The sequence below is a fragment of the Pseudomonas sp. NPDC007930 genome, assembly GCF_042958985.1.
GTDB lineage: Bacteria > Pseudomonadota > Gammaproteobacteria > Pseudomonadales > Pseudomonadaceae > Aquipseudomonas.
In genome coordinates, this window is record NZ_JBIBKC010000007.1 from 187,023 (window position 1) to 206,046 (window position 19,024).

General features: G+C 66.0%; 19 protein-coding genes and 1 tRNA gene. 11 read left to right on the plus strand and 9 right to left on the minus strand.

Going from position 1 to position 19,024, the window contains the following annotated elements; genetic code table 11:
* Nucleotides 1-167 precede the first annotated feature (167 nt).
* Complete coding sequence (locus ACFZCE_RS16725) at nucleotides 168-1,505, minus strand: cation:proton antiporter (RefSeq protein WP_390940931.1); 1,338 nt, start codon at nucleotides 1,503-1,505, stop codon at nucleotides 168-170.
* A gap of 209 nt (nucleotides 1,506-1,714) precedes the next feature.
* On the opposite strand from ACFZCE_RS16725, the gene ACFZCE_RS16730 reads away from it, so the two are divergent.
* Genes ACFZCE_RS16730 through ACFZCE_RS16740 form a run of 3 tightly spaced genes read left to right on the plus strand, consistent with a single transcriptional unit; the run spans nucleotide 1,715 to nucleotide 5,386 of the window.
* Nucleotides 1,715-3,157, plus strand: a complete 1,443-nt coding sequence (locus ACFZCE_RS16730; RefSeq protein ID WP_390940933.1) for an ATPase domain-containing protein — start codon at nucleotides 1,715-1,717, stop codon at nucleotides 3,155-3,157.
* Between the two features lie 22 nt (nucleotides 3,158-3,179).
* A complete protein-coding gene (locus ACFZCE_RS16735; protein WP_390940935.1) occupies nucleotides 3,180-3,548 on the plus strand; it encodes a response regulator in 369 nt (122 codons plus the stop codon).
* Between the two features lie 32 nt (nucleotides 3,549-3,580).
* Complete coding sequence (locus tag ACFZCE_RS16740; protein WP_390940937.1) at nucleotides 3,581-5,386, plus strand: monovalent cation:proton antiporter-2 (CPA2) family protein; 1,806 nt, start codon at nucleotides 3,581-3,583, stop codon at nucleotides 5,384-5,386.
* An 8-nt stretch (nucleotides 5,387-5,394) separates the two neighbouring features.
* On the opposite strand, the gene ACFZCE_RS16745 is transcribed toward ACFZCE_RS16740, so the two are convergent.
* Genes ACFZCE_RS16745 through ACFZCE_RS16755 form a run of 3 tightly spaced genes read right to left on the minus strand, consistent with a single transcriptional unit; the run spans nucleotide 5,395 to nucleotide 6,607 of the window.
* Complete coding sequence (locus tag ACFZCE_RS16745; RefSeq protein ID WP_390940939.1) at nucleotides 5,395-5,724, minus strand: DUF202 domain-containing protein; 330 nt, start codon at nucleotides 5,722-5,724, stop codon at nucleotides 5,395-5,397.
* 3 nt (nucleotides 5,725-5,727) lie between these two features.
* Nucleotides 5,728-6,102: a DUF202 domain-containing protein gene (locus ACFZCE_RS16750; protein ID WP_390940941.1), complete on the minus strand. Its 375-nt coding sequence runs from the start codon at nucleotides 6,100-6,102 to the stop codon at nucleotides 5,728-5,730.
* A 28-nt stretch (nucleotides 6,103-6,130) separates the two neighbouring features.
* Nucleotides 6,131-6,607 carry a YbaK/EbsC family protein gene (locus ACFZCE_RS16755; protein ID WP_390940943.1) on the minus strand — a complete coding sequence of 159 codons (477 nt, stop codon included), beginning with the start codon at nucleotides 6,605-6,607 and terminating at the stop codon, nucleotides 6,131-6,133.
* A gap of 201 nt (nucleotides 6,608-6,808) precedes the next feature.
* Here ACFZCE_RS16755 and ACFZCE_RS16760 point away from each other — a divergent pair, with 201 nt between their 5' ends.
* Entirely contained in the window at nucleotides 6,809-7,588 is a 780-nt protein-coding gene (locus ACFZCE_RS16760) for an acetoin reductase (protein WP_390940945.1), read from the plus strand.
* Nucleotides 7,589-7,758: 170 nt separating this feature from the next.
* Nucleotides 7,759-10,098: a DNA polymerase II gene (locus ACFZCE_RS16765; protein ID WP_390940948.1), complete on the plus strand. Its 2,340-nt coding sequence runs from the start codon at nucleotides 7,759-7,761 to the stop codon at nucleotides 10,096-10,098.
* Here ACFZCE_RS16765 and zapE read toward each other — a convergent pair.
* The gene (gene zapE / locus ACFZCE_RS16770) at nucleotides 10,084-11,148 is read right to left on the minus strand and encodes a cell division protein ZapE (protein ID WP_390941181.1); all 1,065 of its coding nucleotides are present in this window, start codon (nucleotides 11,146-11,148) and stop codon (nucleotides 10,084-10,086) included. The two genes, ACFZCE_RS16765 and zapE, sit on opposite strands and share 15 nt — an antisense overlap.
* Nucleotides 11,149-11,474: 326 nt before the next feature.
* A complete protein-coding gene (locus ACFZCE_RS16775; RefSeq protein ID WP_390940950.1) occupies nucleotides 11,475-12,527 on the minus strand; it encodes a 3-deoxy-7-phosphoheptulonate synthase in 1,053 nt (350 codons plus the stop codon).
* A gap of 516 nt (nucleotides 12,528-13,043) precedes the next feature.
* On the opposite strand from ACFZCE_RS16775, the gene ACFZCE_RS16780 reads away from it, so the two are divergent.
* Nucleotides 13,044-13,520, plus strand: coding sequence for a GNAT family N-acetyltransferase (locus ACFZCE_RS16780; RefSeq protein ID WP_390940952.1), 477 nt, complete (start codon nucleotides 13,044-13,046; stop codon nucleotides 13,518-13,520).
* Here ACFZCE_RS16780 and ACFZCE_RS16785 read toward each other — a convergent pair.
* Nucleotides 13,486-13,707, minus strand: a complete 222-nt coding sequence (locus tag ACFZCE_RS16785) for a DNA-binding protein (RefSeq protein ID WP_390940954.1) — start codon at nucleotides 13,705-13,707, stop codon at nucleotides 13,486-13,488. The two genes, ACFZCE_RS16780 and ACFZCE_RS16785, sit on opposite strands and share 35 nt — an antisense overlap.
* Nucleotides 13,708-13,787: 80 nt before the next feature.
* Between ACFZCE_RS16785 and ACFZCE_RS16790 the strand changes: the two genes are divergently transcribed.
* The 5 genes from ACFZCE_RS16790 to ACFZCE_RS16810 all read left to right on the plus strand — a co-directional run bounded on the left by ACFZCE_RS16790 (nucleotide 13,788) and on the right by ACFZCE_RS16810 (nucleotide 17,386).
* Nucleotides 13,788-14,111 (plus strand): helix-turn-helix domain-containing protein, encoded by a 324-nt coding sequence (locus tag ACFZCE_RS16790; protein ID WP_390940956.1) that lies wholly within the window; start codon nucleotides 13,788-13,790, stop codon nucleotides 14,109-14,111.
* Nucleotides 14,112-14,175: 64 nt separating this feature from the next.
* Nucleotides 14,176-14,820 carry a UvrY/SirA/GacA family response regulator transcription factor gene (gene uvrY / locus ACFZCE_RS16795; protein ID WP_390940958.1) on the plus strand — a complete coding sequence of 215 codons (645 nt, stop codon included), beginning with the start codon at nucleotides 14,176-14,178 and terminating at the stop codon, nucleotides 14,818-14,820.
* A gap of 1 nt (nucleotide 14,821) precedes the next feature.
* Nucleotides 14,822-16,645, plus strand: coding sequence for an excinuclease ABC subunit UvrC (gene uvrC / locus ACFZCE_RS16800; RefSeq protein WP_390940960.1), 1,824 nt, complete (start codon nucleotides 14,822-14,824; stop codon nucleotides 16,643-16,645).
* A 32-nt stretch (nucleotides 16,646-16,677) separates the two neighbouring features.
* The gene (pgsA, locus tag ACFZCE_RS16805; protein ID WP_390940962.1) at nucleotides 16,678-17,238 is read left to right on the plus strand and encodes a CDP-diacylglycerol--glycerol-3-phosphate 3-phosphatidyltransferase; all 561 of its coding nucleotides are present in this window, start codon (nucleotides 16,678-16,680) and stop codon (nucleotides 17,236-17,238) included.
* Nucleotides 17,239-17,310: 72 nt separating this feature from the next.
* Nucleotides 17,311-17,386, plus strand: a tRNA-Gly gene (locus ACFZCE_RS16810).
* Nucleotides 17,387-17,508: 122 nt separating this feature from the next.
* Here ACFZCE_RS16810 and ACFZCE_RS16815 read toward each other — a convergent pair.
* Nucleotides 17,509-18,267 carry a hypothetical protein gene (locus ACFZCE_RS16815; RefSeq protein ID WP_390940964.1) on the minus strand — a complete coding sequence of 253 codons (759 nt, stop codon included), beginning with the start codon at nucleotides 18,265-18,267 and terminating at the stop codon, nucleotides 17,509-17,511.
* Nucleotides 18,268-18,296: 29 nt separating this feature from the next.
* Complete coding sequence (locus tag ACFZCE_RS16820) at nucleotides 18,297-18,923, minus strand: hypothetical protein (protein WP_390940966.1); 627 nt, start codon at nucleotides 18,921-18,923, stop codon at nucleotides 18,297-18,299.
* Nucleotides 18,924-19,024 lie beyond the last annotated feature (101 nt).

Here is a 19,024-nt window from a genome sequence, read left to right on the forward strand (position 1 = left end):
TTCACGGCTTTATGAAAGAGATCAATCTGTGAGCTCTTCTGATTTTGTGCTTGAGCTTCAGGGCCCATCGCCCGGCACAGCCGGCCTCCCACGGGTTGTATGTTGCCTCGTAAATCAAGTACTTACACAAAACCGGTGGGAGGCCGGCTGTGCCGGGCGATAGGCCCTCAAGCCTGGCGCCGGCGGTACCCTTCGAGTAACGGCTGCACGCTCACCCCATGGGCAAGGATGCTCAGGCTGACCACCGTCAGCGCCACCGGCGCCACCTGTTCGGCCACCGCCGCGGCCAGGTGGTGGTTCAGGGCAAAGCACAGGTAATACAGGGTGCCAATGCCGCGGATGCCGAACCAGCCCAGCAGCGCCCGCTGGTGGCCGCTGAGCAGGCGCCGGCCGCCGCCCAGCAGCCATACCGCGAGCGGGCGGATCACACAGAACAGCAGCAGCCCCAACCCCACCGCGTGCCAGTCCCAGTAGCGGTAGAGCAGGGTGCCGAGCAGGGTGATCAGCACCACCTCCATGCTGCGCTCCACCAGGCTGCCGAAGGCGAGCATGTCGCCCATCATCACCCCGGCGGCCAGTTGGGGTTTTTCCAGGGCGCTGGCGTCGGCGGCGGTGGCTTGGTCCAGCGGTTTGTCGTGGTGGCCGAGCACGGGTTGGGTGAGGTGCTCGGAGGGCACGTCGGAGGCGGACAACCGCGCCTCGGCCTGGCGCAGGCCCAGGCCGGCGGCGAACACCGCAAGAAAGCCAAAGGCGCCCAGCGCGTAGGCCACCACATAGGCCACGGCGATCAGCGCCAGGGCGAGGAAGTCATTGGGCGACAGCGTACTGTCGTCGTGGCGCACGCGCAGGTTGATCATCCAGTGGCCGATCAACCGGCCCAGCCCGTAACCGCTGGCCAGGCCCACCGGCACCGCCCACAGCACATCCTGCAGCAGCCAGGTGGTCAGCCATTGGCTGTTCCACTGGCCGTGTTCGATCAACAACAGCCCCAGCAGCACGAACGGGAAGGCCGTGCCGTCGTTCAAGCCGGCCTCGCCGCTCAAGCCAAAGCGCAGGCGGTCGTCGTCCTGGGCATCGCTGACCTGCACGATGTTGGCCAGCACCGGGTCTGTCGGCGCCAGCATCGCCGCCACCAGCAGCGCCGCGCCCCAGCCCAGCCCGAGCAGGTAATGGGCCGCGGCGCAGGCCCCGGCGATGCTCGCCAGCATCACCGGCCCGGCCAGGCAGTAGGCGGCCCGCCAGGCGCTGCGGTGAAAGCCCAGGCGCAACTTGATGCCGGTGCCGAACAGCGAGAACAGCACCGCCACCTCGGCCAGCCGCTCCAGCCAGCCGCTGGCGTCGCGCAGGTTCAGGTCGATCAGCGCCAGGCCCGCCGGGCCGATCGCCAGGCCGAACGCCAGGCACACCGCCGAGGTGGTCACCGGCAGCCAGCGCAGGTAGGCCGAGGCCAGCGCCAGCATCAACAGCAGCGCGCCCATTACACTCAGGCACAGGATGAACGTCATGAGGGTCCTTGGTGGGAGGGTGATAGTGTTATGACTGCACCGGCGCCCACGAGTTGAACCCGTTCACTGTTTGCCGCACTAAAGGTTGCGGCGAGGGGCTTTTACTCCCGCTTTGTGGCAAAGCCATGTAAGCTTACCGCCACTCAAGTTTTCAGGCGGGCGCGTGTGGGCGTGCCTGTTCGTGTTCATCTCTACAGGCAGGACCTCACGTGGATAAGCTAAAGCGCCTAGAAACCGGGATTGCGGGCCTCGATGCCCTGCTCAAGGGTGGCTTGGTGGCGGGTGCTTCGTACATCGTTCAGGGGCGGCCGGGCTCGGGCAAGACCATCCTAGCCAACCAACTGGGCTTCAACCACGCGCGCCAGGGCGGGCGGGTGCTGGTGGTCACGCTGTTGTCCGAATCCCACGAGAGGCTGTTCCAGTACCTTTCAACGCTGTCGTTCTTCGAGCCGGCGCGCATTGGCAATGAAATCCAGTTCGTCAGCGCTTTCGACACCCTCGAGAACGAAGGCCTCGACGAAGTGGTCAAGCTGCTGCGCCGTGAAATCAGCCGGCAAAAGGCCACGGTGCTGATCGTCGACGGCCTGCTCAATGCCCGCTCCAAGGCCGACTCGCAAATCGACACCAAGAAGTTCATCTCCGAGCTGCAGGGCCATGCCGCCTTTGCCGGCTGCACGGTGCTGTTTCTCACCAGCGCCCGGCTCGACGACGGCAGCCCCGAGCACACCATGGTCGATGGCGTGATCGAAATGGGCGAAGAGCTGTTCGGCACCCGCTCGGTGCGCCGCATCCAGATGCGCAAAACCCGTGGCAGCGGTGCGTTGTCGGGCTTGCACGAGTGCGAAATCAACGACGACGGGCTGGTCATTCACCCGCGCCTCGAAGCGTTGTTCCCGCACTTCATCAGCCATGACCATTACGACCCCAAGCGGGTCAGCAGTGGCGTGCCGGCCCTCGACGAGTTGATCGGCGGCGGCCTGCCCCAAGCGTCGGCCACGCTGCTGATGGGCCCGTCCGGGGTGGGCAAAACCACCTTGGGCATTCACTTTCTCGGCGCCGCCACGCCCGAGGCGCCGGCGCTGCATTTCGGCTTCTATGAAGGCCCGGAGCGGCTCACGGCCAAGGCCAAGGCGCTGGGCGTGGATTTCGAAGCGCTGCAGCAAAGCGGCGCGCTGTTCGTTGAATGGCAGCCGATCACCCAGGGCATGATGGACGGCCTCGGCGCGCGCCTGCTCGCGCTGGTCGAGCGCCACGGCATCCGCCGCGTGCTGATAGACAGCCTCGGCGGGCTGACCCGCACCAACGGCAACCCGGCGCGGCTGGGCGATTATTTCAGCGCGCTGGTGAGTGAGCTGCGCGCCCGTGGCGTGACCGTGGTGGGTACCTACGAGCTGCGCGGGCTGTTCGGCCCCGAGGTGAGTTCGCCACTGCCAGACCTCTCCAGCATCGTCGACAACGTGGTGGTGATGCGCTTCGTTGAACATGTCTCTGAACTTAAACGTTGCCTGACCATTCTGAAAATCAGAGACAGTGACTACGATGCGTCGCTCAGGGAACTGGTGATCGGCGGGCAGGGCGTGGAACTGAAAAAAGCCTTTACCCAGGCCGAGGCCGTACTGACCGGCAGCGCCTCGACCACAGAGAGCCGTTAATGCCAGCCGAATCGATCCGACAATGTCTACCATCCTGATCGTCGACGACGAGTACCTGATTGCCGACATCCTGGGCTACGCCCTGGAGGATGAAGGCTATATGGTCGTCAAGGCGAGCAACGGCAAGAAGGCGCTGGAGGTGCTCGACCGCGAGCGCCCGGCGCTGGTGATCACCGACTTCATGATGCCGGTCATGGACGGCCTCGAGTTCGCCAAGGCCGTGCGCGAGCGGCCCACCTCGGCGCACTTGCCGATCCTGCTGATGAGCGGCGCTCAGGGCGGCATCGGCCGTACCAAGCCTGAGCTGTTCGCCGCGGTGTTCGACAAACCCTTCGACATCGAAGCGGTGATCAGCAAAATCCGCGAGTTCGTGCTGCCCGATTCCTACTGATACCCCCGCCTCAATCGGGATAAGGAGCTCCCATGCCAGCCGAGGGCAACCTGCTCGAAGCCGCTGTCGTCTTTCTGTTCGCCGCCGTGATCGCCGTGCCGCTGGCGCGCCGCCTGCAATTGGGGGCGGTGATCGGCTACCTGCTGGCCGGGGTGGTGATTGGCCCGGCGGCGTTGGGGCTGGTGAGCAACACTGAAAACATCGCGCATATCTCCGAGCTGGGGGTGGTGCTGTTGCTGTTTATCATCGGCCTTGAACTGTCGCCGCGGCGGCTGTGGGTGATGCGCAAGGCGGTGTTCGGCGTGGGCCTAGCCCAGGTGCTGCTGACCGGGCTGGTGATCGGCGCGATCGCCTTGCTCGGCTTTGGCCAGCCGTTGGCGACCTCGGTGCTGCTGGGCCTGGGCCTGGCGTTGTCGTCCACCGCCTTTGGCTTGCAAAGCCTGGCCGAACGCAAAGAGCTGACCGCGCCCCATGGCCGCCTGGCCTTTGCCATTTTGCTGTTCCAGGACATCGCCGCGATCCCGCTGATCGCCGCCGTGCCGCTGCTGGCGGGCGCCGGGTTGGGCGGCGGTGACGGGCTGAACCAGGGCTTGAAGGCCGCCGGCAGCATCGCCGTGGTGGTCATCGGTGGCCGTTACCTGCTGCGCCCGGTGTTTCGCATCGTCGCCCGCACCGGCATCCGTGAGGTGTCGACCGCCACGGCGTTGCTGGTGGTGATCGGCACCGCCTGGTTGATGGACCTGGCCGGGGTGTCGATGGCCCTCGGCGCGTTCCTCGCCGGGCTGCTGCTGGCCGACTCCGAATACCGCCACGAGCTGGAAGCGCAGATCGAGCCGTTCAAGGGGTTGCTGCTGGGGTTGTTCTTCATGAGCGTGGGCATGGGCACCAACCTTGGCCTGCTGGCCGCCCAGCCGGGGCTGGTGGTGGGGCTGACCTTGCTGCTGTTGCTCACCAAGCTGCCGTTGCTGTGGCTGATCGGCCGCCTGGCCGGCGGCTTGAGCAAACGCAGCGCGTTGCGCCTGGGCATGGTGCTGGCCGCCGGCGGCGAGTTCGCCTTCGTGGTGTTCCAACTGGGCCGCGACCAGGGCCTGTTCACTGAGCAACTGCACGATGTGCTGGTACTGACCATCACCCTGTCGATGGCGCTGACGCCGTTGATGCTGCTGCTCGGCCAGCGTTGGCTGGCCCAGCAACCGCGGCCGGCCAAGCCGGTGCCCGAGGAGTACCGCGCGATCGACACCGACGGCCCGCGGGTGGTGATCGCCGGCATGGGCCGGATGGGGCAGATCGTGGCGCGGATCCTGCGCGCGCAGCAGGTGCCGTTCGTGGCGCTGGACACCTCGGTCGAAACCATCGAGCTGTCGCGCAGCTTTGGCGGCATGCCGGTGTTCTATGGCGACCCGCTGCGCGAGGACATTCTGCGCGCGGCCAAGGTGGAGCAGGCCGAGTACTTCGTGATCGCCACCGACGACCCCGACACCAACCTGAAAACCGCCGAGGTGGTGGCGCGGCTGTACCCGCACATCAAGATCATCGCCCGCGCGCGCAACCGCCAGCACGTGCATAAGCTGGTCGACCTCGGCGCCCGCCCGGTGCGCGAAACCTACCATTCCAGCCTGGAGATGAGCCGCCTCGCGCTGGTCGGCCTGGGCCTCAGCGAAGCCCAGGCGCAGGCGCGCATCCAGCGTTTTCGCCAGCACGACGAGCAGGTGTTGCGCGCCCAGCATTTGGTCTACGACGACGAAGCCAAGGTGCTGCAAAGTGCACAGCAGGCGCGCGCCGAGCTGGAGCGGTTGTTTGCCGCGGACGAGGAAAACGAGGCGAAGGAGGCGGGTTGATGGGCCCTTCAGCCGAGCACCAGCACCACAAACACCCCCAACCCTCCCAGCGTACAGGCCGCCAGCCCCAGCGCCAGCACCGGCAGTAACGGCGGCGGGGTGCGGTCGGCGCTGATCCCGGCCACGCTCACCCGGTAGCGGTGGCCTTGGCCCAGCCAGATGCCGCCGGCGGCCAGCAGCGCCAGCAGCACCAGCGACACCGCCAGCGCGCCGTGGTGTGGCACCCAGCGCAAGAACAGCACACTGGCCCCCACCAACGACAGCAACGTGCGCCGCCAGGCCAGCAGCGTGCGTTCCGGCTGCAGGCCGAGGTCTTCGTGGCCGCGCGGCGGGGCCATCGGCTACAGCCCGCGCAGCGCGACGAACACCACCAGCACCGCGGTCACCAGCGCGCCGCCCAACGACAGCAGCGGCACCAGCAGCGGGAACGGCAAGGGCGCTTTGTGCCGCATCGCCCGCTCGACGTTCAGCCAGCGCACGCAGGCACTGGCGCTGAGCAGCATGCCCAGCAGCAGCAGGGCGATCGCCAGCAGCTTGCGCAGTTCGGGGATGAACACGTCGGCGGTGAACGCCTCGACGGCAATGCCGCCGGCCATCAGCGCCAGCGAGGTGCGGATCCACGCCAGGAAGGTCCGTTCGTTGGCCAGGGTGAAACGCGGGTCTGGCTCGGTGCCGCCCGGCAACAGGCGCTGGGCGAGTTTACTGCGAGGTTCCATGTGGAGTGCTCGGCTGGGGGTTGGGGTATCAAGCGGTGGCGGGCAGGGCCTGGGTCACGTCTACCCACTCGGCGCCGGTGAGTTCGGCCAGCCGTTGTGGGGTGATGCGCACCGCGGTGTGGGTGCCGCCGGCGGCCGGCATCACCTCGCCGAAGGCCAGCAGCGAGCGGTCGCAGTACACCGGCAGCGCGGTGGCCAGGCCGAACGGGCAAACGCCGCCGACCGGGTGGCCGGTAAGGGCCACCACGGTGTCGGCATCGAGCATGGTCGCCTTGGCGCCAAAGGCCTCGCGCAGCTTGCGGTTATCGAGCCGCGCATCGCCGCGGGCCACCACCAGCAGGGTGCGCTCGGCCACCCGCAGGCTCAGGGTTTTGGCGATTTGCCCCGGCTCCACGCCGTGCACGGCGGCGGCCTGCTGCACGGTGGCGGTGGGCTCTGGGGTTTCGATCAGGTGAAGGTCAGGCGCGTGTTGCTCGAACCAGGCGCGAACCGAGGCGACGGTCATGGGCAGGCTTTCCTTGAGTGGCGCAAAACAGCGTTCCTAAGTACCAGAGCCCCGCCGGTGACGCAACCGTGCTGGCGCCGGTGCAACGCTGAGAGACGCTGAGACGCCCGGTCTCAGATCGGCAGCGCCGCACGCGCTGCTGGACGCCGCGCCGGAGCTGGGCACCATGGCCGGACCACAACAACAAAAGAGGGCTACACCATGAACACTGCCGCACGCGTTGCCTTGGTCACCGGCGCCGGCCAGGGCATTGGCCGCGCCATTGCGCTGCGCCTGGCCGGGGATGGGTTTGACCTGGCGCTGGCCGACGTGAAGGCCGACAAGCTCGACCAGGTGGCCGGGGAGGTGCGCGCCCTTGGCCGGCGCAGCGAGGTAATCAGCTGTGACGTTGCCGACCGCGAGCAGGTGCTGGCCGCCGTGGCGCAGGCGCGCAAGGGCCTGGGGGCGCTGAACGTGATGGTCAACAATGCCGGCATCGCCCAAGTGGCGCCGCTGCTCGACGCCCGCCTCGATGATGTGCGGCGGATTCTCGGGATCAACCTCGAAGGCGTGCTGTGGGGCATCCAGGCCGCCGCTGAGGCGTTTCGCGCCCAGGGCGGTGGCGGCAAGATCATCAACGCCTGCTCGATCGCCGGCCACGAAGGCTATCCGCTGCTGGGGGTGTACTGCGCGACCAAGTTCGCCGTGCGCGCGCTGACCCAGGCCGCCGCCAAGGAGTTGGCCCACGACGGCATCACCGTCAATAGCTACTGCCCTGGAGTGGTCGGCACCGACATGTGGGTGGAGATCGACCGGCGCATGAGCGAGGTGACCGGGGCCAAGCTCGGTGAAAGCTACGACCGCTTCGTCGGTAACATCGCCCTGGGCCGGGCCGAGACGCCTGAAGACGTGGCGGCGTTCGTGAGCTACCTGGCCAGCGCCGACGCCAACTACATGACCGGGCAGTCGGTGATGATCGATGGCGGGTTGGTGTATCGGTAACTGGCTTCAGGGCCTATCGCCCGGCACAGCCGGCCTCCCACCAGGTTTGTGTAAGTAATTGATTTACTAGGCAACACAGAACCCGTGGGAGGCCGGCTGTGCCGGGCGAAGGGCCCGGAAGCCTTTTCAAGGTAAGATACGCCACCCAGCCCTCAGGCCCCTTACCGCCCGTGAACGCCGCCCCCCGCCAAGGCTTCCTGCTCACCCGCCACTGGCAAGACACCGACGCCGGCTGCCAGGTGCACTGCTGGCTGGCCACTGACCAGGGCCCGTTGCGGGTCAGCCTGGCGGCGCAGCCGCAGGTGGCGTTCATACCCCAGGCGCAGTGGCCGCGGGCCCAGGCGCTGCTGGCCGGCGAGGCGGGCATTCACTGGCGCGAGCTGGCCCTGAAAGACTTTCGCCAACGGCCGGTGGTGGGCCTGTACTGCGTGCAATACCGGCAGCTGCTGGCCCTGGAAAAACGCCTGCGCCAAGGCGGGGTAGACGTGTACGAGGCCGACATTCGCCCGCCGGAGCGCTACCTGATGGAGCGCTTCATCACCGCTGGGGTCAGCTTCAGCGGCGCCGAGCAGGCGGTGCAGTTGCGCCCGGAGCCCCACTATCGGCCGGCCTTGCGTTGCGTGTCGCTCGACATCGAAACCAGTGAGCGCGGCGCGCTGTACAGCATCGGCCTGCACGGCTGCGGCCAGCGCCAGGTGTACATGCTCGGCGCGCAACCGGCGCAGGCCGCCGAGGTGGATTTTGCCCTGCACTACTGCGCCAGCCCGGGGCAGTTGCTCGAATGCCTGAACGCCTGGCTGGCCGAGCACGACCCCGACGTGATCATCGGCTGGAACCTGGTGCAGTTCGACCTGCGCGTGCTGCAGGAACACGCCCAGCGCCTGGGCATCGCGCTGCCCTGGGGGCGTGACGGCGGCGCGCTGCGCCTGCGCGAACATCCCAACGGCGGCCACCTGTTCGCTGAGGTCGCTGGGCGCTGGGTGGTCGACGGCATCGAGGCGCTGCGCTCGGCGACCTGGCACTTCCCCTCGTTCAGCCTGGAGAACGTTGCGCAAACCCTGCTGGGCGAGGGCAAGGCGATCTCCACGCCGTACCAGCGCATGGACGAAATCAACCGCATGTTCCGCGACGACAAACCCGCGCTGGCCACTTACAACCTCAAGGATTGTGAGCTGGTCACGCGGATTTTCGCCCACACCGGGGTGCTGGCGTTCCTGCTTGAGCGCGCGGCGGTCACCGGCCTGGTCGGCGACCGCAGCGGTGGCTCGGTGGCGGCCTTCACCCACCTGTACCTGCCGCCCATGCACCGGCTGGGCTACGTGGCGCCGAACCAGGGCGAAAAAATGCCCCAGGCCAGCCCTGGCGGTTTTGTCATGGATTCGCGCCCGGGGCTGTATGACTCGGTGCTGGTGCTCGATTACAAAAGCCTCTACCCGTCGATTATCCGCACCTTTCTGATCGACCCCGTGGGGCTGATCGAGGGCCTGGCGGCGCCAGACGACGCCCACAGTGTGGCGGGGTTTCGCGATGCGCGGTTTTCCCGCACGGCGCACTGCCTGCCGCTGATCGTCGAGCGGGTGTGGCAAGCCCGCGAGGCGGCCAAGCGCGATGGCAACGCGCCGCTGTCGCAGGCGCTGAAGATCATCATGAACGCCTTCTACGGGGTGCTTGGCTCCAGCGGTTGCCGGTTTTTCGACACGCGCCTGGCCAGCTCGATCACCCTGCGCGGGCACCAGATCATGGCGCGCACCCGCGCCTGGATCGAAGCCGAGGGCTATGAGGTGATCTACGGCGACACCGATTCGACCTTCGTCTGGCTCGGCCGCGCCCACACCCAGGCCGAGGCGGCCGCGATTGGCCAGGGCCTGGCGCGGAACATCAACGGCCTCTGGCGCGAGCACCTGCAGGCCGAGCTGGGCCTGGCCAGCGCGCTGGAGCTGCAGTTCGAAACCCATTACCAGCGCTTTTTGATGCCGACCATCCGCGGCGCCGAAGAGGGCAGCAAAAAGCGTTACGCCGGCTGGGTGGGCGGCACCGGCAAGCTGGTCTTCAAGGGCCTGGAAACGGCCCGCAGCGACTGGTCGCCACTGGCGCAAACGTTCCAGCAGGAGCTGTACCGGCGGGTGTTCATGGGTGAGCCGTTCGATGACTACATTCGCCAGTACCTGGCGCAGTTGCTCGCCGGTCAGCTGGACCACGCGCTGGTGCTGCGCAAGCGCCTGCGCCGGCCGCTGGCCGACTACCAGCGCAACGTGCCGCCGCAGGTACGCGCCGCGCGCCTGGCCGATGAGCACAACGACCGCCTCGGCCGGCCGCGGCAGTACCAGCGCGGCGGCTGGATCAGCTACGTGATGGCCACCGCCGGGCCGGAACCGCTGGAGGCGCGGCAGTCGCCGCTGGATTACGAGCACTACCTCGAGCGCCAGTTGCGCCCGGTGGCCGAGGCCATCCTGCCGTTTCTCGGGCGCCGCTTCGATGAGTTCGTCGGCGCCCAGCTAGGGCTGTTCTAGCGGGCCGCGCGCCTGCAACTGGCCAAGCCGGCTCTGGCTGCGCATCAGGTCGATGGCCTTGGCGTGCAGCGCCTCGGCCAGCGGGTAGGCGCTGATCAGGGTAAGGCGTTTGTCTTGGTCGTAGAGCACGTCGACCAGGTTGATAAAACGCTGCTGCACGGCGATCGGGCAGTCATCGAGCAGCGGCAACTGGTCGATAGTCCAGTCGTGGTAGGTCTCGCAGAGGATCAGGTAATCCATCACCGCCGTGGCCTGCTCGAACAGTTCGCTGAAGGTAAAACCGATGCGGCCCTGCTCGGCGAACTGCACCCGCAGGGTGCGGTGGCCCACCGCCAACGGCTGCCCCGGCCCGGTGGGGGCCAACCCCAGGGCCTGGCGCTGCTCGGCATCGCCAGGCCACACGTAGGCGCCCTTGACGAAGCGCTGGCCCGTGCCGGAGCCGCTGAGGGCGCGGTAATCCTGCTCGCCGCCGACCTCGAGCACCTGCATGTCGCTGTGGATCAGGCGGATCACCGGCAAGAAGCGCTCGTGGTACAGCGGGTTGGGCAGCAGCCCTTCGGGGGCATAGTTGGAGGTGACGATCAACAACACGCCGCGCTCGAACAGCGCCTTGAACAGGCGGGTGATGAGCATCGCGTCGCCGATGTCGTGCACGTGGAATTCGTCGAAGCACAGCAGCAGGCAGCCGTGCAGCAGTTCATCGAGGGTGGCGCCCAGGGCGTCGGCGTGGGCGCGGTGGCTGAACATGCCCTGGTGCAGCTGGTTGAAGAACACATGAAAGTGCACCCGCCGCTTGGCCGCCAGCGGCACTGCCTGGAAGAAAGTGTCGAGCAGCCAGCTTTTGCCGCGGCCCACCTTGCCATGAAGGTACAGGCTTTGCGGGGTTGGGCCGCTGCCTTCAGCGCAGGCCAGCAACGGCCCGACCCGCCGCGCCAGGCTATCGACCACCTGCCGCTGGCCGGCGCTGAGGGTGTAGCCGCGCTGGCCGGCGGCCTGTTCGAAGTGCTCGGCCAGCGCCTGCCCGGGCCCTTCGGCGGGCAGGGCAGGCAGCGGGGCAGGGCGGCGCAGTTTGCTGAACCAGGAGGGCTTGAACGACAAGGCGGAACGTCTCGCGGGCTGGAATGGCTCGGGAGTATAGCGGGTTGGTGGGGTTTGATGGCCCTTCGCCTGGCAGCGCCGTAATGGTGTTCACTTGAGCCATTTCACGGCTTCATGGAAGGGATCAATCTGTGAGCTCTGCTGATTGTGTGCATGAGCTTCAGGGCCTATCGCCCGGCACAGCCGGCCTCCCACGGGTTCTGTGTTGCCTTGTAAATCAAGTGCTTACACAAATCTCGTGGGAGGCCGGCTGTGCCGGGCGAAGGGCCCCTACAGGCTCACCCCAACGCCGCCTCGCGCAACAGCGCGGCGGTCGCCTCCCAGCCCAGGCAGCCATCGGTGATCGACACCCCGTAGCGCAGGTTCGGCCCCAGCGGCTGGCAGCCTTCGAACAGGTTGCTCTCGAGCATCACCCCGACCACGCTGCGCTCGCCGGCGCGGCGTTGGGCCAGCACCTCGCGCAGCACCTCGGGTTGGCGCAGCGGGTCTTTGCCGCTGTTGGCGTGGCTGCAGTCGACCACCATGCGTGGCGCCACCCCGGCTTTTTCCAGCTGCTGGCGGGCGCGGGCCACGCTGGCGGCATCGTAGTTGGGCCCGGCGTGGCCGCCGCGCAGCACCAGGTGGCCGTGGGGGTTGCCTTCGCTGCGCACCACCGCCGGGTGGCCATGGGCGTCGAGGCCGAAGTGGCGGTGGCCGTGGGCGGCGCTGCGGATGGCGTCGCAGGCCACCGCGGTGGAACCATCGGTGCCGTTCTTGAAGCCCACCGGCAGGGCCAGGCCGCTGGCCATCTCCCGGTGGATCTGCGATTCAGTGGTGCGCGCGCCAATCGCCGCCCAGGCCAGCAGGTCATCGAAGTAACCGGCGGCCAGCGGCTGCAGCAACTCGGTGGCCACCGGCAGGCCGCAGCCGAGGATCTCCAGCATCAGCTCGCGCGACAGCGTAAGGCCGGTGAGCATGTCGTCGCTGCCGTCCAGGTGGGGGTCATAGGCCAGGCCTTTCCAGCCCACCGTGGTGCGAGGTTTTTCCACGTAGGCGCGCATCACGATCAACAACTGGTCGGCGCATTCGCGGGCCAGGCTGCTCAGGCGTTGGGCGTAGTCGAGGGCGGCTTGTGGGTCGTGCAGCGAGCATGGGCCGGCAACTACCAGCAAGCGCGGGTCGTGGCCTTCGAGGATGGCGCGGATGGCCTGGCGGTCGCTGTGCACCTGGGCGGCGAGGCGGCCGGGCAGGGGCAGTTGCTGCTTGAGGGTGAACGGGGTGGGCAAGCGTTGGCCGATGCCAGCGTGGGCCTGGGCCGAATTCAGGGTAGCGGTATTGAGCGATACGTTCATGGGGGCGTCCTTGAGCGCCCGCTGCGTCAACTGAGCGAGCGGGATAATGAGGGTGTTCGGCCTAGCGCCGGGCAAAGGGGTTCGCCACCCATAAGGGGCCGGTCGGAGGTGGCGCACTGATCCGAGCGGAGGGGGCTAAATCGCCAGGCTTGGGTGCGGTAGCTGCGGTAATAGGCGTAATACATGGTGGGTGTCCTCGTGATAATCCAAAAAGGTTGAACGCTGAAAAAACAAAACCCCCGGGCGGGAGGGCCGACCGGGGGTTTTTTCAAACGCTATGGCAGGCGGCCCGGGTGTTGGGCGCCTGTATGGGAGTCAGGCGCGCCAGTGGCTAAACCAATACCCATAATAGGAATACAGCGCTGCCACGGCCGCGCGCACAGCCACACGCAGCGGGCGGCAAGCGCGGGCGGCGAGGGGGGCGGTGTGCAGGGCTAGCGGCATGCTAATGTCTCCAAGTGTTGCGGCGAGCTTACAAGACAGCCCGTACACCTGCAACGGTATTTGGGAGAGAAAATGCTCAGCGAAGTACAGTGGGCGCCGGCCGACAACGCGCAGGACCTGGCCTTTGCCAAGGCCCTGGCGCGGCGCGCGATGATGCCGTATTACACCCGCCACGGCCTGCTGTGGCGCGACGAAGACTTCGACGCCGGCTGGAGCTGGCGGGAAAACTACCGGTTGCGGGGCGCCGGCGCCGACCTGGGCTTCATCAGCCTCAGCCACGACGGCCGGGCGCTGTACATCCGCGAACTGCACCTGCTCGAAAGCGCCCGTGGCCGCGGCTACGGCGGGCAAATTCTCCAGGCAGTGCACGCAGACGCCCGGCGCCGGCGCCTCCCGGCGGTGCGCCTGACCGTTTTCAAGGACAACCCCGCCCAGCGCCTGTATGCCCGCCAGGGCTTCGTGACGGTGGGCGAGGAGGGCTGCTTCTGGCGCATGGAATGCCCTTGCCCAGCGCCTAGCCAGGCGCCTGCGGCGCCGGTTCGGGAATGATCCCGTCTTTGATCCCGAGCAGCACCGCGACCTTGTGCGCTTCGCCGCGGCGGCCTTTTTTTCTGCCCGACAGCACCTGATAGGTGGTGGCGGGGTCTACGCCATGTTCCCGGGCGAATTGCTGAACCGACTTGCCCTGGCGGTCGAGCCATGCTCTCGCTTGTGCGGGGGTCCTGATACCGTGCATAGTTCAAATCCGTGTCGAATGACTCATTTAAGTGTAAGATTCCACCCATTTGGGGTGTTGAGAGCGGATTATACATTCAAATGGAAGTAATTGGTCCGCGTCTTCGCGAAGAACGTGAACGCCTGGCAATGACCCAACGCCGCTTCGGTGAAATCGGCGGCGTAGAACCCAATGCCCAGGGCAAATATGAGAGTGGCGAGCGCCACCCCAAGGCCGACTATCTGCAAAAGGTCGCCGAGGCTGGGGTGGATATGCTTTATGTGTTGACCGGGCGGCGCACGCCGGCCCCGGCCGACCGCCTGGCCGCCGAAGAAAACAACCTGCTGCTCGATTACCGCGCGCTGGCGCCGGCCGACCAGGCCGTGGTGCTGCGTGTAGCCCAGGCGCTGCGTGGCCGCGGCTAGGTTCATGCCAGGATGTTTGTTAAGGTAGGGATCCGATTGCAAATGCGTAACGAGAGGTGTCCGCTTGATTAAGGTCCTGGTGGTCGACGACCACGATCTGGTGCGCACCGGTATTACCCGCATGCTTGCCGACATCGACGGCTTCCAGGTGGTGGGCGAGGCGGAGTCTGGCGAGCAGGCCTTGCTGTGCGCCCGCGAGCTGAAGCCCGATGTGATCCTCATGGACGTGAAAATGCCCGGCATCGGCGGGCTCGAGGCCACCCGCAAGTTGCAGCGCAGCTACCCCGAGATCAAGGTGGTGGTGGTCACCGTGCACGAGGAAGACCCATTCCCCACCCGCCTGCTGCAGGCCGGCGCCGCCGGTTACCTGACCAAGGGCGCGGGGCTTGAGGAAATGGTCCAGGCGATCCGCCTGGCCTTCGCCGGGCAACGTTACATCAGCCCGCAGATCGCCCAGCAGATGGCGTTGAAATCGTTCCAGCCGCAAACCAGCGCTTCGCCGTTCGACCTGCTCTCGGAGCGGGAGATCCAGATCGCGTTGATGATCGTCGGTTGCCAAAAGGTGCAACACATCTCCGATACGCTGTGTTTGTCGCCGAAAACCGTGAACACCTACCGCTACCGTATTTTCGAAAAGCTTTCCATCACCAGTGACGTTGAACTCGCGTTGCTGGCCGTTCGCCACGGCATGGTCGACGCTAACTCCTGACATGGCCCAGACCTTCGACCCCGCCGCCTTCCTCGCCACCTGCAGCGGGCGGCCGGGGGTATACCGCATGTTCGACGAGGGCGCGCGCCTGCTCTACGTGGGCAAGGCGAAAAACCTCAAAAAGCGCTTGGCCAGTTACTTTCGCAAAACCGGCCTGGCGCCGAAAACCGCCGCCCTGGTGGGGCGCATTGCGACCGTTGAAACCACCATCACCAGCAACGAAACCGAAGCGCTGCTGCTTGAGCAAACACTGATCAAGGAGTGGCGCCCGCCGTACAACATCCTGCTGCGCGACGACAAAAGCTACCCCTACGTGTACCTGTCGGACGGGCCTTACCCGCGCTTGTCGATCCACCGCGGGGCGAAAAAGGGCAAGGGCCGCTACTTCGGCCCGTACCCCAGCGCTGGCGCCATCCGTGAAAGCCTGAGCCTTTTGCAAAAAACCTTTCTGGTGCGCCAGTGCGAAGACAGCTACTTCAAGAACCGCACCCGGCCGTGCCTGCAATACCAGATAAAACGCTGCAAGGCGCCCTGCGTGGCGGCGGTGGAGCCGGCCGAATACGCCGTGGACGTGCGCCACTCGATCATGTTCCTCGAAGGCCGCAGCCACCAGTTGACCCAAGAGCTGTCGCAGGAAATGGAACAGGCCGCGATGGGCCTGGAGTTTGAAAAAGCCGCGGAGATCCGCGACCAGATCGGCGTGCTGCGCCGCGTGCAAGACCAGCAGAGCATGGAAGGCGGCACCGGCGACGTAGACGTGATCGCCGCCTTTACCAACCCGGGCGGCGCCTGCGTGCACCTGATCAGCGTGCGCGGCGGGCGCGTGTTGGGCAGCAAGAACTTCTTCCCGCAGGTGGGCATCGAGGAAGAACTCGGCGAGGTGATGTCGGCCTTTCTGTCCCAGTACTACCTGGGCAGCAGCGAGCGTGAACTGCCGGCCGAGGTGATCCTCAACGTGCTGCCCGAAGACATCGAAGCGCTGGTCGAGGCCCTGGCCACCCTGCGCGGCCGCGAGATGAGCGCCAGCCACCGGGTGCGCGGCACCCGCGCGCGCTGGCAGCAGATGGCAGTGACCAACGCCGAGCAGGCCCTCGGCGCGCGCCTGGCCAACCGCCAGCACCTGGCCGCGCGCTTCGACGCCCTCGCCGAGGTGCTGCAGCTCGACGAAGCGCCGCAGCGCCTGGAGTGCTACGACATCAGCCACTCCAGCGGCGAGGCGACGGTGGCCTCCTGCGTGGTGTTCGGCCCCGAGGGCCCGATCAAAAGCGACTACCGCCGCTACAACATCGAGGGCGTGACCGCCGGTGACGACTACGCCGCCATGCACCAGGCCCTGACCCGGCGCTTCGCCCGGCTCAAGGACGGCGAGGGCAAGCTGCCCGACGTGCTGCTGGTCGACGGCGGCAAGGGCCAGCTGAACATGGCCCGTGAAGTGCTACAGGAGCTGGCCGTGCCGGAGTTGATCCTGCTCGGCGTGGCCAAGGGGGTCACGCGCAAAGCGGGTTTTGAAACCCTGTACCTCAACGACGCCGCCCATGAGTTCACCCTCAAGGCCGACTCGCCGGCGTTGCACCTGATTCAGCAAATCCGTGACGAAGCCCACCGCTTCGCCATCACCGGCCACCGCGCGCGCCGCGGTAAAACCCGCCGCACCTCGCCGCTCGAGGGTGTGGCTGGGGTCGGCCCCACCCGCCGCCGGGAGTTGCTCAAGCACTTTGGCGGCCTGCAGGAATTGGCTCGCGCCAGCGTCGAGGAAATCGCCAAGGCGCCTGGCATCAGCAAAAAGCTCGCCGAGTCGATTTATGCCAACCTGCACAGCGAGTAGAATGCCCCTTCAACCAGCCGCCAGTCGTGCCGATGAATATCCCGAACCTGCTTACCGTTCTGCGTGTCGTGCTCATCCCGATCTTCATCCTGCTGTTCTATTTGCCGTTCACCTGGAGCTACGCCGCCGCCAGCACGGTCTTCGCCATCGCCGCCGCCACTGACTGGCTCGACGGCTACCTCGCCCGGCGCTTGGGCCAAAGCACCCCATTCGGGGCGTTTTTGGACCCAGTGGCCGACAAACTCATGGTCGCCGTGGCCTTGGTGCTGTTGGTGCAGGAACACGCCAACATCTGGCTCACGCTGCCCGCGGCGGTGATCATCGGCCGCGAAATCGTGGTCTCGGCCCTGCGCGAATGGATGGCCGAAGTCGGCGCCCGCGCCCATGTGGCGGTGTCGAACCTGGGCAAATGGAAAACCGCCGCGCAAATGGCCTCGCTGGTCATCCTGCTGGCCAACCCGCCGTCGATTTCGCTGATGTGGGTGCTCATCGGCTACGGCCTGCTGATCGTTGCCGCGGCGCTGACGCTGTGGTCGATGGTCAACTACCTGCGCGCGGCTTGGCCGCACCTTTCGCCGATGGCGGGGGAGTGATTCATAAAAGTATTTTGAATCAAGGGGTTGACGGGGCTTGAGGATTCTATAGAATGGCCCCCGCAACACAGCGCGGGAATAGCTCAGTTGGTAGAGCACGACCTTGCCAAGGTCGGGGTCGCGAGTTCGAGTCTCGTTTCCCGCTCCAGATTCTCAAAAACGCCGCCCGGCGAAAGCCGGGCGGCGTTTTTGTTTGTGGATTGGGTAGTGCGCGATGGGCCAGTCAGGCCAGGCGCGCAGCGCAACCACTGGCGTTGCCATGCGGCAAGGCTAAAAGTCAAAGTTGTCCACCATTACACCTTGTGTACCCCCATCAAGCCCTTTGAAATTCAACTGCGTGCGAGTGCGCCCTGTGGCTTCATCGAGCCCCGGCACGCGCACAGCAATCACGGTGTCTAGGTAGTCCGAATACAGATAGCGCACCCCCTGCTGGGTGGTGGGATTGGCGCCCTCATAGTCGCCAGAGTTGGTGATGTCGCAGCGGTACGCATAGACCTTACCTGGCAGCCCATTGAGGGTTGAAGTGTGCTGTTGGGCACATTCCATTAGCGTTTTAGTGTGAAAGCGCTCACGCCGGCCGTCTTTATAGTAGCCACAGGTCAGTGCGTAATTTTCATTCACCTGCTCGGTGTAAATTTTGAACGAACGGCTCGGCCACGGGCCGTCTTTGATCAGTTTCATTTGCGTGGGTGCGCTGGTGTTTGGCAGCGGGCCACAGTTCATCGCAGGCACTGGGATGCTGGTCCAACTGAGAGCGGTGAACCCTCTATAGACATAGACCACCACGGTATGTACGCCCTGCTGCATCAAATCAATGCCCCACGTGCTCGCTGACGTTTGCCCGGTCTTTGCGTCGGTTAAAGAGATCAGCTTGTGCTCACGGGTGCCGTAGGGGCCGATGTCGGGGTTGTACTCATATTGCCGTATCAGCTCAGCCGGTACCCCGGGCAGGTTCACCGGGAAGTTACGTAGTTTGGGTAAGTCAGCGGCCTGCACTGGCAGGCCCGCAATGATCACTACAGCAGCCATGCAACGCTTCATCATCAGCTCCAGTGCGGTTACTGCGGTGCGCAAATTTCGCAGCGCTCGACATCCAAGTTCGTTCGGCTCAGCGGTTTTTGACTCGAGATCGCCTCGACGGTGCTGGCGCGGTGGTTGAGTACGGTCAGTTGTGGCGTGTTATCGAGGTACCAACTGACCCGTGAGCACTGGGCTTCAGATGAGCTTACGCGCACGGTCCAGCCAGTTTTTCCGGTTTTCTTCAGGTCACTCAGTGTGGCCTGGCACTGGCCGATCACCTGCCGGCAGTTGCAGCCTGACGACGCGCCGACGGCTTTGCCGGTATTCGCCTGGCGAGCAGCGTCCGCCTCCCAATCGTCACCGCCCAATTGGTTCACATACTGGTCGAACTGGGCTGCGCGCCGGGCAGCATCGGCCTGTTTTGCCGCTTCCCGCGCGTTTTCTGCATCGCGTGCGTGCTGTTCCTGCTCGGCCTGGCGGTCAGCGTTATTTTGGAGGAAATCTCCCAAGCCTTGCACCGCGCCTTTAATCACGCGCTGCTTTTGCCCGTTATCACTGCCGCCGGACGTGCAGCCGTAATCGTTACAGGCGCCCCCTGCCAGTGCGTAGGGGGTGAAGCCACTGATCAACAGGATTGCCCAGCGGGCGATGGGTACGGGTTGCATGGGTACTCCTTGTCGGATTTTTACCGCGCTCGCTGTGCCCCACGGCTGCGCGACTACAACAACGTACCCTCGCGCACGCCAACTCACCACACTACAGCTGT

What these genes read in the sequence shown, in the direction of transcription:
- pgsA (WP_390940962.1), top strand. Translation starts at nt 16,678, where the DNA reads ATGAATATCCCGAACCTGCTTACCGTTCTGCGTGTCGTGCTCATCCCG.
- ACFZCE_RS16755 (WP_390940943.1), bottom strand. Translation starts at nt 6,607, where the DNA reads ATGACCGTCGCCTCGGTTCGCGCCTGGTTCGAGCAACACGCGCCTGAC.
- ACFZCE_RS16775 (WP_390940950.1), bottom strand. Translation starts at nt 12,527, where the DNA reads ATGAACGTATCGCTCAATACCGCTACCCTGAATTCGGCCCAGGCCCAC.
- ACFZCE_RS16785 (WP_390940954.1), bottom strand. Translation starts at nt 13,707, where the DNA reads ATGCACGGTATCAGGACCCCCGCACAAGCGAGAGCATGGCTCGACCGC.
- ACFZCE_RS16780 (WP_390940952.1), top strand. Translation starts at nt 13,044, where the DNA reads ATGCTCAGCGAAGTACAGTGGGCGCCGGCCGACAACGCGCAGGACCTG.
- ACFZCE_RS16820 (WP_390940966.1), bottom strand. Translation starts at nt 18,923, where the DNA reads ATGCAACCCGTACCCATCGCCCGCTGGGCAATCCTGTTGATCAGTGGC.
- ACFZCE_RS16740 (WP_390940937.1), top strand. Translation starts at nt 3,581, where the DNA reads ATGCCAGCCGAGGGCAACCTGCTCGAAGCCGCTGTCGTCTTTCTGTTC.
- ACFZCE_RS16745 (WP_390940939.1), bottom strand. Translation starts at nt 5,724, where the DNA reads ATGGCCCCGCCGCGCGGCCACGAAGACCTCGGCCTGCAGCCGGAACGC.
- ACFZCE_RS16790 (WP_390940956.1), top strand. Translation starts at nt 13,788, where the DNA reads ATGGAAGTAATTGGTCCGCGTCTTCGCGAAGAACGTGAACGCCTGGCA.
- ACFZCE_RS16815 (WP_390940964.1), bottom strand. Translation starts at nt 18,267, where the DNA reads ATGGCTGCTGTAGTGATCATTGCGGGCCTGCCAGTGCAGGCCGCTGAC.
- ACFZCE_RS16750 (WP_390940941.1), bottom strand. Translation starts at nt 6,102, where the DNA reads ATGGAACCTCGCAGTAAACTCGCCCAGCGCCTGTTGCCGGGCGGCACC.
- ACFZCE_RS16735 (WP_390940935.1), top strand. Translation starts at nt 3,180, where the DNA reads ATGTCTACCATCCTGATCGTCGACGACGAGTACCTGATTGCCGACATC.
- ACFZCE_RS16760 (WP_390940945.1), top strand. Translation starts at nt 6,809, where the DNA reads ATGAACACTGCCGCACGCGTTGCCTTGGTCACCGGCGCCGGCCAGGGC.
- uvrC (WP_390940960.1), top strand. Translation starts at nt 14,822, where the DNA reads ATGGCCCAGACCTTCGACCCCGCCGCCTTCCTCGCCACCTGCAGCGGG.
- ACFZCE_RS16725 (WP_390940931.1), bottom strand. Translation starts at nt 1,505, where the DNA reads ATGACGTTCATCCTGTGCCTGAGTGTAATGGGCGCGCTGCTGTTGATG.